This is a genomic window from Micromonospora sp. NPDC049523 (assembly GCF_040676775.1).
Taxonomy (GTDB): domain Bacteria; phylum Actinomycetota; class Actinomycetes; order Mycobacteriales; family Micromonosporaceae; genus Micromonospora_G.
This window is the reverse complement of record NZ_JBFAPP010000006.1, coordinates 211,000-223,667: the sequence shown is the minus strand read 5'-3', so window position 1 is coordinate 223,667 and position 12,668 is coordinate 211,000. Positions and strand designations below refer to the sequence as shown.

At 72.7% G+C, this 12,668-nt stretch carries 10 protein-coding genes; 3 read left to right on the top strand and 7 right to left on the bottom strand.

Translation table 11 applies throughout. The features are described 5' to 3' along the window. Positions 1 to 61 precede the first annotated feature (61 nt). The 5 genes from AB0J90_RS11515 to AB0J90_RS11495 all read right to left on the bottom strand — a co-directional run bounded on the left by AB0J90_RS11515 (position 62) and on the right by AB0J90_RS11495 (position 5,200). Positions 62 to 553, bottom strand: a complete 492-nt coding sequence (locus AB0J90_RS11515) for a GNAT family N-acetyltransferase (protein ID WP_363594722.1) — start codon at positions 551 to 553, stop codon at positions 62 to 64. Positions 554 to 606: 53 nt separating this feature from the next. Then, on the bottom strand, positions 607 to 1,668 hold the full coding sequence (locus AB0J90_RS11510; RefSeq protein WP_363594720.1) for a zinc-dependent alcohol dehydrogenase family protein: 1,062 nt from the start codon (positions 1,666 to 1,668) through the stop codon (positions 607 to 609). Between the two features lie 57 nt (positions 1,669 to 1,725). Next, positions 1,726 to 2,334 carry a hypothetical protein gene (locus tag AB0J90_RS11505; RefSeq protein ID WP_363594718.1) on the bottom strand — a complete coding sequence of 203 codons (609 nt, stop codon included), beginning with the start codon at positions 2,332 to 2,334 and terminating at the stop codon, positions 1,726 to 1,728. Between the two features lie 89 nt (positions 2,335 to 2,423). Next, a complete protein-coding gene (locus AB0J90_RS11500; RefSeq protein WP_363594716.1) occupies positions 2,424 to 3,680 on the bottom strand; it encodes an MFS transporter in 1,257 nt (418 codons plus the stop codon). An 89-nt stretch (positions 3,681 to 3,769) separates the two neighbouring features. Further along, positions 3,770 to 5,200: a condensation domain-containing protein gene (locus AB0J90_RS11495; protein WP_363594714.1), complete on the bottom strand. Its 1,431-nt coding sequence runs from the start codon at positions 5,198 to 5,200 to the stop codon at positions 3,770 to 3,772. A gap of 402 nt (positions 5,201 to 5,602) precedes the next feature. Here AB0J90_RS11495 and AB0J90_RS11490 point away from each other — a divergent pair, with 402 nt between their 5' ends. The 3 genes from AB0J90_RS11490 to AB0J90_RS11480 are packed head-to-tail and all read left to right on the top strand — an operon-like array spanning position 5,603 to position 10,478. Further along, positions 5,603 to 7,147 (top strand): class I adenylate-forming enzyme family protein, encoded by a 1,545-nt coding sequence (locus tag AB0J90_RS11490; RefSeq protein ID WP_363594712.1) that lies wholly within the window; start codon positions 5,603 to 5,605, stop codon positions 7,145 to 7,147. Beyond that, the gene (locus AB0J90_RS11485; protein ID WP_363594710.1) at positions 7,144 to 10,230 is read left to right on the top strand and encodes an amino acid adenylation domain-containing protein; all 3,087 of its coding nucleotides are present in this window, start codon (positions 7,144 to 7,146) and stop codon (positions 10,228 to 10,230) included. The genes AB0J90_RS11490 and AB0J90_RS11485 overlap by 4 nt, the downstream gene beginning before the upstream one ends. Then, positions 10,227 to 10,478, top strand: a complete 252-nt coding sequence (locus AB0J90_RS11480) for an acyl carrier protein (RefSeq protein ID WP_363594708.1) — start codon at positions 10,227 to 10,229, stop codon at positions 10,476 to 10,478. Before AB0J90_RS11485 ends, AB0J90_RS11480 begins: the two co-directional genes overlap by 4 nt. Before the next feature lie 56 nt (positions 10,479 to 10,534). On the opposite strand, the gene AB0J90_RS11475 is transcribed toward AB0J90_RS11480, so the two are convergent. Beyond that, positions 10,535 to 11,398 (bottom strand): TylF/MycF family methyltransferase, encoded by an 864-nt coding sequence (locus AB0J90_RS11475; protein ID WP_363594706.1) that lies wholly within the window; start codon positions 11,396 to 11,398, stop codon positions 10,535 to 10,537. A gap of 77 nt (positions 11,399 to 11,475) precedes the next feature. After that, entirely contained in the window at positions 11,476 to 12,666 is a 1,191-nt protein-coding gene (locus AB0J90_RS11470; RefSeq protein WP_363594704.1) for a glycosyltransferase, read from the bottom strand. Positions 12,667 to 12,668: the final 2 nt, after the last annotated feature.

The window sequence follows — 12,668 nt, the reverse complement described above, 5'->3', positions numbered from 1 at the left end:
GTAAACGATTTTGCTTACCCGTGCGGGCTTTCCAATCACTCCATTGTGGAGGACGGCCGGGTCACCGGCCGGCGGACCGACCCGTGGCGACGAGTCGGCGCTCGTAGCAGACCGACAGGTCCGAACCCACGTAGCTGCCGAACGGGTCGATCCGTTGGTATCCCTCACGCTCGTAGAACCGTCGGGCGTCCGGCTGGGCGGTGCCCGTCTCCAGCCGCAGCGTCAGCCATCCCCGCTGCAGGGCGGCCGCCTCCAGAGCACGCAGCAGAGCGGTCGCCACGCCGGTGCCGCGCGCCGACGGGTCGACGTACATCCGTTTGATCTCCGCCGATCCGTGGTCCAGTTGGCGCAGCGCGCCGCAGCCGATCGCGCGGCCGTCTGTCAGGTCGACGGCGACGACGAAGTGGGCGATGTCGTCGCCGGACGGCGCGAGGCCCGGTTCATGGTCGTCGGTGCCGTAGCGGGCGTCGAGTTCCACCCGCTGCCGCTCCCGCAGGGCCGCACCGGCCGGGTCGTCCCACGGCCGCGCGTCGATCGTCCATCCGGCGGACATCCGCACCACCCTCTCCGATCCCTGATCCCAGGCTCCCCGTGCGAATTTGGATGTTACGGTCGGCCCGCTCCGGGTTCGATCAGCCGGATGCCGGCGGTGCCGGGACGGTCCATCGTGGTCAGTGCCTCGGGCGCCCGATCCAGGCCGATCGCACCGGTGACCAGGCGGGCCGGATCGAGCACACCGCCGGTGATCAGGCCGAGCAGCGCCGGGTACGCGTGCGCGGCCATGCCGTGGCTGCCGCGTACCTCCAGTTCGGCGCCGATCACCAGGTCCATCGGCAGCGGCGGTGCGCCGAGCACGGCCGGCAGCAGGCCGACCTGGATGTGCCGGCCCCGGCGGCGCAGGCTCCGGATTCCCGCCACGCAGGTGTCGTGGCTGCCGAGCGCGTCCACCGACAGGTGCGCGCCGCCACCGGTGAGGTCACGTACGGCCTCGGCGACCTGCGCCGGTCCGGCCAGCCCGGCGACGTTCACGGTGGCCGTCGCACCACATTCCCGCGCCAGTGCCAGCGCCGGTTCCGCCAGGTCCACGGCCACCACCCGGGCACCGCTGGCGGCGGCGATCATGACAGCGGACAGCCCCACACCACCGCAGCCGAAAACCGCCACCCACTCCCCTGCCGCCACCCGGCCCTGGCTGACCACCGCCCGGAAAGCGGTGGCGAACCGGCAGCCGAGCGCCGCCGCGACCCGGTGGTCCACCTCGTCCGGCAGCGGGACCAGGTTCACCGCCGCGTGGTCCACCACCACGTAGTCGGCGTACGAGCCCCACTGGGTGAAACCGGGCTGGGTCTGGAACGCGCACACCTGCTGCTGTCCGGCGATACATTCGGCGCACCGGCCGCAGCCGTAGACGAACGGGGCGGTTACCCGGTCACCCACCCGTACACCCGACACCGCGGCGCCGACCTCGGCGACCACACCGGCGAACTCGTGACCCGGCACGTGCGGCAGGCGGATGTCCGGATCGTGGCCCTGCCAGCCGTGCCAGTCGCTGCGACACAGTCCCGTCGCCTCGACCCGCACCACCACGCCGTCGACCGGCGGGGACGGATCCGCCACCGTACGGACCTCGGGCCGGCCACCGAACTCCTCGAACACCACCGCTCGCACGGCCGCATCCTCGCACAGGCCGCCCCGGTGCCGGGCCGGTGACCTGGGCAGGATGGTTCAGGTCACCGGTGTGACGCTCGCCGGTGGGGTCAGGTTGCGTACGGTGCAGATCGTCTGGCCGTCCGCTCCGACCAGCTCGATCGAGTAGCTGTTGTCGCCGACGCTGGTCAGCCAGTTCGGCACCAGGAACCAGCCGCCGGTCACGGCGATGTCGGTCGACGCAGTGCCCCGACTGATCCGGACGGTGCTGGCGGGCCACCGGCCGACCGTGCCGAAGACGATCTCGTTGTTCCGGTTGAGCGTGACCTGGTCGTCGGCGCCGCCGCAGCCGCCGAAGCCGCTGACCCAGCCGCCCCGCTCCTCCAGGTCGAGGTAGTAGCAGCGGGCGTCGACCTCGGGGCTGGCCGCCGGGTCGGTAACCCAGAGGGTGACCTCGGTGCCGCCGATGAGCTTGTCGGTGCCGGCGAGCAGGTGCCGGGTCGGCGCCGCCGAGACGCCCTCCTTCTCGCGCACGCCGTCCGCGTACCGTTGGAACGCCTGGTCGACGCGCGTCTGCCGGTCCGGACCCGGCTCGTCCGGGTCTGCGCAACCGGCCCCGACCAGGGCAGTGGTCAGGAGTACGGCCACCGCTGATCGGGCCCGGAGCACCCCATGGTTCCGCTTCACGCCACGCCTCCCCCGTCGGTCGTCCGCTCAGCATGCCCGTGTCGGTCGGTTCGACGCGAGCCTGTTCTGCCGACGACTATTGGGGCAACCTAGTCGAGTGCCGCCGCTCTCGGGGTCCAGCGGTGCAGCACGGCGACCGCCGCCGCGCCCACCCCGGCCATGGTCAGCACCGCGGCGGTCAGCGGCCCGATCGTCAGCACCGCGGCGATCAGCAGCGGGCCGCCGCCGTTGCCGAGGTCCGCGCAGAGCCGCCACGCGCCGAGGAACTGCGCCCGGCCCGCCGCCGGTGACACGTCCGCGCCGAGGGTCATGATCAGTCCGCTGCTCAGGCCGTTGCCCAGTCCCATCAGCATCGCCACCGCCGCCAGGCCGACAACGGTCGTGGCCAACGGCAGCAGCGCGTGTGCCAGCCCGAGCAGGAACATCGACGGGATCGCGACGACCCGCCTCCCCCACCGGTCCATCGCCCTGCCGGCCGGATAGAACAGCAGCATGTCGACCGCGCCGGAGGCACCGAAGACGAGACTGAGCGTGGCCGGGTCCAGGTCGAGGTGCGCTCCCCACAGCGGGATCACCGTCTGACGCGACGCGCGCATGGCTCCGACCAGCAGGACCCCGAGGCCCAGGGTCCGCAGCACCGCGAGGTTGTCGCGGACGACGGCGAGCGTACGGACCTTCGCCGGTGACGTACCGGGTGCCCGGTCGACGGGCAGGGCGGGCAGGACGAGCAGCACCGTCACCGCCACGGTGGCGGCGACCACGTGCACCCAGTACGCGCCGTCGGTGCCGACCACCGTCATCGCCGCCGCACCGACGAACGGACCGACGAAGGCGCCGATCCGGCCCGCCCCGCCGAGCGTGGACAGGGCCCGGGCGCGCAACTCGTACGGCACCACCTCGGTGACGTACGCCTGCCGGGCCACTCCCCAGACCGCGCCGACCAGCCCGATCCCGGCGACCGCGACGCCGAGCGTCCAGACCGAGGTGGCGAAGACGCAGGCGAGCAGTGCCGGTATCACCAGTGCGGTGGACCAGACCATCGCCGGCCGCTCGCCGATCCGGGCGATCAACGCCCCCGCCGGTACGGCGCCGACGATCTGGCCGACGCCGATCAGGCCGACCAGGACGCTGGCGGCGCTGGCCGAGGCGCCGAGGGCGGTGCCGGAGAGTACGACCACCGGGGCGACCGCGCCCTGTCCGAGGCTGTAGATCACGGTCGGCAGGTAGACGGTCGGTCCGAGGGAGCGGATCGTCACCGGTGGCCGGGGCGACGGCGACGGCGGCTCGGGCGGCGCCACCGTCGGACCGCCGGACCGGCCGGGATCCGAGCCGGGACGATCATGCATCAGCTCAACCTATCCGCAGGTCATGGCGGACCGGTGGCCGGGATTGTGAACGCAGCGGCGGGACCGGTGAACGGGGTGACGGGACCGGCTCAGTCCACGGCGGGGCGGCCGGAGGGCCGCCAGGGCCACGGTACGTCCCCGACCGCCGCCCGTACCAGCAACTCCTCGACGTCGTGCAGCAGCGCCGTGGCCCGCTCGGGCGGCAGGTAACAGGTGTCGATGGTGAGGACGAGGCCGACCGCGCGGGGCGCGTCGACGACCTGCAGGCGGCAGCGCCAGACGAACTTGTTCGCCGGCTCCGACCAGGTGAGCGTGGTACGGGCCCGGGTCGCCCGCAGCGCCCGCTCGTCGAGGTCCGGCCCGGCGGCATGGGGATCGCCGGGCAACCGGATGTCGTTGACCAGGCAGTACGGACCGAGCATGGTGAGGTAGTCGAGCCCCAGTTCGGCGAAGGCGTGCCGCATCGCGGGTGGGTCGTAGTACGCGTGCCGGTAGCCGTCCATCGCGGCCTGCGCGACCCGGGGCAGCAGCCCGGCGAAGGTCGGCCGGTCGGTGAGGTCGACGGCGATGAGTGCGAGCTGGTTGAGCTTGGCTATCGCGTCGCCGTGTCCGGGCTGGAAGCGGTTGTTCGCCATGCTGACCAACCCGCAGCGGAGAGCCTCGTCCCCGCCGACGGTCAGCGCGGCGGTCGCGGCGAGCAGCACGGTGGAGGTGCTGACCCGGTGCCGTGCGGCGATCATCCGGCTGGCCAGGTCGACGGTCTCGGAGACCATCGTCAGGCCCCGGTACCGGGGGGTGTGCGCCGGTCCGATCCGCGCGAAGCCACCCGCCGGCAGTCTCGTGAACTGCCCGGTCCAGTAGGAGATCGCCCGGTCGGAGCGGCGTCGTTGCGCCCCGGCCTCCCGACGGGCCATGTCGATCGACTGGAGGCCCGGCGGGGTGTCGATCGTGCCGCGTACCAGCAGCAGGCGCAGGTCACGCAGCACGGTCTCGGTGGCGTGGAAGTCCACCGTGGAGTGACTGAGTACCAGCACGATCCGGCGTACCCGGCCATTCACCACCACCAGGGCCACCCGCAGCGGCCACTCCTCGGTGTGGTCGAACGGCACGTCGCCCAGGCGCGCGCACACCCGCGCGGCGAGGCCGGCACCGTCGTCGTCGGGGCCATCGGTACGCCCGGCGTCGGCATCGAGCACGAGCAGCGGTAGCCGCCCGGAGTCGTACGCCTGCTGGCACAGCTCGCCGTCGACCAGGCGTACCCGGGTCCGCAGCGACTCGTGCCGGGCGACCAGGGTGCCGATCACCGCGGCCACGGCCGGTACGTCCAGCGCCGAGCGCCGAGGCACGGTGACCACCCGGCAGAGGTTGAGGAAGCTGTTGCGTGAGCGGAAGTCGTCCATGGTCCACCACATCGAGCGCTGTCCCCAGGTCAGCGGCGCGGTACCGGCGCGACCACCCGCGAACTCGGCGTGGACCAGGTGCTCCGATTCGGAGTCGACCGGTTCCGCCACCCGCCTCATGCGTTCCTCCAAGGACATTTCCGTACCGGCCGGACGGTCGGGGCGGTGTGGCCCGTCGATCGTCGCCGAGTCGGCTCCACCGGTAGATCGTCCGGTGCCAGATGTTATCGCCAGCCGCCGATGGCGCCGCCGGGTGTCGATCCCCTGCTCCCGGCCACCAGGACGAGGAAAGCGCATTCCTGCCGGAAATCGTCCTATGTGGAGGGCATCAGTGTTTCGGTTCCAATCCGCTGCCCCGTTCGGCCGATCCCCGCCACCGGCCACAACGGGCACACTGCGAATCGGAACGCCGACCTAACACTGAGCGACGGTACGGCGAACCGCAGACCGACCACCAGACCGACGATGCGGCCACGACACGGGGAGGCCCTCTGGCGTCTTCGTCGAATTGAGGCACATCGCGTGACAAACGACCGCGCTCCCGCCGGCCGGACCGTACCCGAGGTGTTGAGCTGGCGGGCGGGTGTGCACCCGGACCGGGTGGCGATCGAGGTGCACGGGGTCGCCAGGCTCACCTTCGCCGAGTGGGAGGCGGGCGCGACCGCGGTGGCCACCGCACTGCGCCAGCGCGGACTGGGTGCCGGCGACCGGGTCGGCCTGCTCTTCGGCGCACCGGACTGGGTGGACTTCGCGGTCGCGTACTGCGGGGTACAGCGGGCCGGCGGGGTCGCCGTACCGCTCTCCGACCGGCTCGCCGCCACCCAGGTACGGCAGGCGCTGGAACACTGTGCGGCCACCACCCTGGTCCACGGCCCCGGTGCCGATCCGAGGACGGCCGAGCCGGTGCCGGGCGTGACCGTGGCCGAACTCGTCGCGGCCGGTACGCCGGCACCGCAACCGCACCCCGGCCCCGGCGTACGCCCCGACGACCTGGCCCAGATCCTCTACACCTCCGGTACCACCGGCCGGCCGAAGGGCGTCGGCGCGACCCACGCGAACCTGACCGTGGCCGCACCCACCCACCCCCGCCGGCTGGCGCTGGGTCACTCCGAGCGGTTCCTGCACGCGTTCGCGATCGGCACCAACGCCGCCCAGACGATGCTGTTCAACGCGCTCACCGCCAAGCCGACCGCGCTGACGCTGCCGCAGTTCACCCCGGCCCGGTTCGCCCGGTTGGTCGAGTCCGCCGGCACCGGGACGGTTTTTGTCGTCCCGTCGATGGCGATCGAACTGCTCAACTCCGGTGCGCTGCGCGGGCGTGACACGTCCGGGGTGCAGCTGATCGGGTCGACGGCGGCACCGCTGGCGCCGGCGGTCGCCGCCCGGCTCGCCACCGCGTTCCCGAACGCGGTGATCGTCAACTACTACACCTCGACCGAGGCGGCACCCGCACAGACCACGATGATCTTCAATCCGGCCCGGCCGGACGCGGTCGGCCGGGCCAGCGCGGGCGCCCTCATGATCGCCGACGAGCAGGGGCGGCCCCTGCCCGACGGCGCCACCGGGCAGGTCTGGCTGCGGTGTCGGCACCCACGCGCCTACTACCGGGACGAACAGGCCAGCCGGGCGACCTTCCACGGCGAGTGGGTACGGATGGGCGACGTCGGACGGATGGACGCCGAGGGCTACCTCTACCTCGCCGACCGGCACGAGGACGTGGTGAAGTCCGGCGCCTTCAAGATCTCCACCCTGGAGATCGAGGCCGCCCTGTACGAGCACACCGGGATCGCGGAGACCGCCGTTGTCGGAGTGCCACACCCGGTGCTCGGCAGCACCGTGGCCGCCGTGGTCGTACCGCATCCGCACACGCCGGCCGCCGACGTCGCCCTGCCCGCGCTGCGCGCCTTCCTCGCCGCGCGACTCGCCGACTACCAGTTACCGACCCGGCTGCTGGTGCTCGACCAGCTACCCCGCAACGAGGCCGGCAAGGTGCTCAAACGCCAACTGGTCAGCCAACTCGAACAGACCCGCACCACCGCGCACAGCCACCACTCGGAGGGCCCGTGAACACCGCTGCGACGACGTACGCCCAACACGCCGTCTGGTTCACCGAACAGGCCGGGGTGGCCGGCACGGCGTACCACCTGGCGCTCGGCGTCCGATTCGGGGCCGGGCTCGACCGCCACGCGCTGACCGAGGCGTGCACCGCCGTCATCAACCGGCACGAGGTGCTGAGCACGGCGGTCGAACCCGACCCCGAGGGCGCTCCCCTGCTGGTCCCGGCCGCGGAGAAGCTCGCGCTGACCACCGGCGAACTCTCCGACGAGCGGATCCGCACCGAACTCGCCCGACCGTTCGACCTGCGCCGGGGGCCGCTGGCCCGGTTCACCCTGCTGACCGGTGCAGCGGACCGGCACCTCCTCCTGGTCACCGCCCACCACCTGGTCTTCGACGGCATGTCCAAGGACGTGCTGCTGGACGAGCTGGCGTCGGCGTACCGCGCGGCCGTCGCCGGCCGGCCGGTGGACCTCGGTCCGGCACCGGAGCCGTACGCGGGGCACGCGACCGCCGAGCAGCACCGGGTCGCCGCCGATCTCACCGGAGCCCGCGCACACTGGGCCGCCCGGTGGTCGCCGCCCGGTGACGTCCTGCTGCCCGGACTGCACCGGGTGCCGACCGCGGCCGAGCCGGGCGCCAGTGTCGACTTCGCACTCGACCCGGACCTCGTCGAGCGCATCGACGCGGTTGCCACGGACATCGGCGTGACCCGCTTCGAACTGCTGCTCGCCGCGGTGCACACCCTGCTGGATCGCTACGGCAACCCGAACCTGCCGGTCGGCGTCGCGCTGTCCACCCGTACCGCCGCGACCGCCGGGCAGGTCGGCCTCTTCGTCAACGAACTGCCGGTGCACCCGCCCGCGCCGGCCGCCACCTTCCGGGCCTACACCCGGGCGGTGCGGACCGGTGTCCGCGACCTGTACCGGTTCCGGCACGTACCGCTCGCGCAGGCGGTCGGCGGGCTGCGACCGGCACCGGCGCTGACCCCGGTGTCGGTCGGTTACCGGCGGCGCGGCCCCGCCCCGGATTTCGCCGGACCGGAGACCACGGTCGAGTGGACGATGTTCAACGGCACGGCCCGCAACGCGCTGCACGTGCAGATCGTCGACGGCCCGGACGCGGTCACCGTCAGCCTCCAGCACAGCCCCACCGCGATCGACCGGGAGTCGGTCAACCGGATCGGGGCGCACCTGCGGACCGTACTGGCGGCGGTGGTCGACGACCCGGACCGGCCGATGCTGACGCTGCCGCTGCTGCCCCCCGCCGAACTGTCCGACCTGGTGCACGGCTGGAACGACACCGAACGCCACTACCCGGCCGACGCGGTCCTGCCCGCGCTGTTCGCCGCCCAGGTCCGGCAGCGACCGGACCTGGTCGCGGTGGTCGACGGCGACCGGCGGCTGACGTACGCCGAACTCGACGCGACCAGCGGCCGGCTCGCCGCGGTGTTGCGCCAGCGGGGAATCGGCGCTGGCGCGCTGGTCGCGGTCTGCCTGGACCGGTCCTGGCAGGCGGTCGCCGCGCTGCTCGCGGTGCTGCGCTGCGGCGCCGGGTACGTGCCGGTGGACCCGGGCTATCCACCGCCTCGGCAGGCGATGATCCTCGCCGACGCGGAGCCGGCGCTGGTCGTCGCCACCGCGTCGGCCGCCGCCGCCCTCGACCCGCGCCTGCCGGTGCTCACGGTCGACGACCTCGACCCCGCCGACCCGGCGGTACCCGAGACCGGCGCCCTGCCCGGTCCGGGCGACCTCGCCTACGTGCTGTACACCTCCGGCTCGACCGGCCGGCCCAAGGGCGTCGCGGTACGGCACGACGCCCTGGCGAACCTGCTGCTCGGTCTGCGCGACCTGCTGGGCGGCCAACCGGGCGACCGCTGGCTCGGGCTGACCTCGCTGTCGTTCGACATCTCCGCCGTCGAGGTGTTCCTGCCGCTGGTGACCGGCGCCCGGGTGGTGGTCGCGTCGAACACCCACGCCGCCGACGGCGCGGCCGTCTGCCGCCTGATCCGCGACCAGGAGATCACCCACGTGCAGGCGACGCCGTCCGGCTGGCGGATCCTGCTGGAGGCGGGCCTCGGCCGGGAACCGGGTTTCCCGGCGGTCGCGCTCGCCGGTGGCGAGGCGCTGCCGGTGCCGCTCGCCCGCGAGCTGCGACGTCGGGTCGCCCGCCTGGTCAACGGGTACGGGCCGACCGAGGCGACGATCTACGCCACCGCCGCCGAATTGCCCGAGCACCCGGACCGGGTGACGATCGGCCGACCGCTGCCCAACGTCCGCGGGTACGTGCTCGACGCCCACCTGCGTCCGCTGCCGGTGGGCGTGCCGGGTGAGCTGTACCTCGGTGGTCGGGGCGTGGCCGGCGGCTACCTGCGCCAGCCCGACCTCACCGACGAACGTTTCCTCCCCGACCCGTTCGGGGCCGGCGAGGGCAGGCTCTACCGCACCGGTGACCTGGTCACCCGGCTGCCGGACGGTCGGCTCGACTTCGTCGGTCGGGCCGACCAGCAGGTGAAGATCCGGGGCCATCGGGTCGAACTGGGCGAGATCGAGGCGGGATTGTCGGCGCACCCGGGCGTCGTCGCGGCGGCCGTACTGCTGCGCGGCGACGGCGCCGACGGGACCGAGGCGCGGCTGGTCGGGTACGTGGTGCCCAGGGGCGCCCCACCCGAACCCGCCGCGCTGCGTACGCACCTGGCGGGGACGCTGCCCGCTGCCATGCTGCCCAACGCGTGGGTGTTCCTGGACCGGCTGCCACTCACCCCGAACGGCAAACTGGATCGGGCCGCCCTGCCCGAGCCGGCGCGCGAACGCGCCACCGCCGCGCAGGCCGCGCCGATCGACGCCGACGGCGAGAGCGACACCGACGAGGTCGTGGCGCAGATCCAGGTCATCTGGCAGGACGTGCTCCAGATCGGCGACATCGGTCCGGACGAGGACCTGTTCGACCTGGGCGGCCACTCGCTCACGATCACCCGGATCAGCGGCCGGATCCACCAGCGGCTGGGCGTCGAGGTGCCGCTGGACGTGTTCTTCGATACCCCGACGATCGGGGAGATCGCCGAGTTCGTACGACGTTCGGGAGCGCGACGATGAGCGGGGACGACGGGTTGCACCGGCGGCTGGCCGAGTTGGTCCACGAGGTCACGGACGGTGCGGTCGGTACGGAGGACGTACTGGTCAGCGGTGCCTCCCTGGTCGCACTGGGGGTGGACTCGCTGGGCCTGCTCCGGCTCATCGACGCCATCGAGGCCGAGTACGACGTCGAACTGGACCTCTCCGGCAGCGGCCGGGGCCTGAACACCCTCGAAGATCTCGCCGCCCAGCTCACCGCCCAGCCGTAACCGCTCCTGGACCCCGTCCACCTCCGCGGAAGTGGTGGACGGGGCCAGGTGCATGGTCAGCGGGTACGTTGCCAGTAGCGGCAGGTCCAGTCGACCTGGCGGAGTTCGTCGGTGATGCCGAACTCGGCGCGGAAGTCGTCGACGGCCTGACGGCAGCCGCGTACGGCGTGGTAGTCGTCGACGATGACGTAGCCGCCGACGGAGAGCTTCGGGTAGAGCGAGCGCAACGCCACCTCGGTGGACTCGTAGAGGTCGCCGTCGAGGCGCATCACCGCGATCCGGTCGACGGGTGCCGTCGGCAGGGTGTCCTTGAACCATCCGGGCAGGAAGCCGACCTGGTCGTCGAGCAGGCCGTACCGGCTGAAGTTGCCCTTGACCTGGTCCATCGACACCGCCAGGACGGGCACGCTCCACAGTGCGTCCTCGACGTCCTCGACCCGGCGCGGGTCGGGCTTGGGCAGGCCACGGAACGAGTCCGCCACCCAGACCGTACGGTCGTGGTCACCGTACGCCTTGAGCATGGCGCGCATGAAGATGCAGGCGCCGCCACGCCACACCCCGGTCTCGATCAGGTCACCGGGTACGCCGCGTTCGAGCACGTCCCGTACGCAGTGTTCCAGGTTGTCCAGCCGGTGCAGGCCGATCATGGTCTCCGCGTCCGGCGGGCAGTCCCGGCCGACCTCGCGGGCCTGGGCGTCGAACGGGAAGCGGAGCACCAACTCCATGCCACGCCGGTGCAGCAACCGCTGGCCCCGGCGGTACACCGCGCCCCGCAACGACCGGCGGCGGGGCTGGAACGGGGTCCAGGTCTCCCCGAACGCGTACCGGGTCAGGGTCTTCTTGAGCAGGTCGAGGTAGAGCTGACGGGGATCGTCGGTGGTCGGCTCGGCGACCTGCGCCGGAGACATGAAATCGGTCATCATCGTTCCTTAACTGGTGTCTTGTTCTGTACTGGTAGTCGTGCGGCGGTTTGCGTACCGGCCGTCGGTCGGGGCGGTCACTCCCCGGCGGGCCGGTCGGGTCCTCGGGCCGCGGCCAACTGCCGGCCGGCGCCGGTCAACTCCTGCCAGACGCGGTACATGCTGTCCGCGGTGCCCGCCCAACTGAACTCACCGGTGGCCCGGCGTACGCCCCGGACGGCCAACTGCCGGGCGAGGTCGGGATTGTCACGCAACGCCGCCAGCCGGTCGGCCAGGGCCACCACGTCGCCGGCGGGATAGGTCAGGCCGGCGGAGCCGATCACGTACGGGATCTCGCCCACCTCGCTGCCGACGACCGGGACGCCGCACGCCATCGCCTCCACCAGCACCCGGCCGAACTGCTCCCGCAGCGGAACGCCGGCCCACCGCAGCAGGCTGCGTCGGATCACCTCGATCGAGGGCAGGACCAGCACGTCCATCCGGGACAGCAGCTCGGGCAGGTCGGCGTGGTCGGTCCAGCCGGCGAGGCTGATCCGGCCTGGTCGGCGGGCGGCGAGCCGCTCGATCTCCGGATACAGGCTGCCGCCGCCCACCGCCAGCAGGTCGCAGTCGAGCAGTTCCACCGCCCGGAGCAGGTCGTGCACGCCCTTGTCCGGCTCCAGCCGGCCGACGAATCCCACGGTGAAGCGGCGCGCCTGCGGTCGGGTCACTGGCCGGGGCCGGAACAGGGCGGTGTCGACCCCGAGGGGGACGATCGTCGCCGGCCCCCGGTACCCCTTGGCGCGCAGCACCCCGAGCGCCGCCGGGGTGATCGGGAAGGCGTGGTCGATCGTGTCGTACGCCTGCCGTTCGAGGCGCGGGAACGGCACCGGGAACCGCAGTACGACGTTCTGTGCCGCGTACAGGGTGAGCGGTGCGGTGGGCCAGTGTCGCTGTCGCATCCGGATGGCCTGCCAGGTGGTGACGTACGCGGCCTCCCCGATGACGTGTACGACGTCCGGCTGTCGGCCGACGAGCAGCCGGCCGGTTCCCGGTCGGAACAGCACCGACGCCAGGTGCCCGGTCCGGTCCTCGCCCAACAGGTGCGGCACCAGGTGGTAACGCAGGTTCGGCCGTTGCCGGGCCAACCGGTCCAGGCGGCGGTGGGTCGACGCCGAGACGTCGGCCGCGAGCACGGTGAGCGTGACCTCGGGCCGGTCGCAGAGCGCGGCGAACAGTTCGGTCCAGTGCTCGGTACGTCTGCCCGCCGCCGTCATCAGGACGTGCATGT

What these genes read in the sequence shown, in the direction of transcription:
- AB0J90_RS11500 (WP_363594716.1), bottom strand. Translation starts at nt 3,680, where the DNA reads ATGCATGATCGTCCCGGCTCGGATCCCGGCCGGTCCGGCGGTCCGACG.
- AB0J90_RS11515 (WP_363594722.1), bottom strand. Translation starts at nt 553, where the DNA reads ATGTCCGCCGGATGGACGATCGACGCGCGGCCGTGGGACGACCCGGCC.
- AB0J90_RS11495 (WP_363594714.1), bottom strand. Translation starts at nt 5,200, where the DNA reads ATGAGGCGGGTGGCGGAACCGGTCGACTCCGAATCGGAGCACCTGGTC.
- AB0J90_RS11475 (WP_363594706.1), bottom strand. Translation starts at nt 11,398, where the DNA reads ATGACCGATTTCATGTCTCCGGCGCAGGTCGCCGAGCCGACCACCGAC.
- AB0J90_RS11480 (WP_363594708.1), top strand. Translation starts at nt 10,227, where the DNA reads ATGAGCGGGGACGACGGGTTGCACCGGCGGCTGGCCGAGTTGGTCCAC.
- AB0J90_RS11470 (WP_363594704.1), bottom strand. Translation starts at nt 12,666, where the DNA reads ATGCACGTCCTGATGACGGCGGCGGGCAGACGTACCGAGCACTGGACC.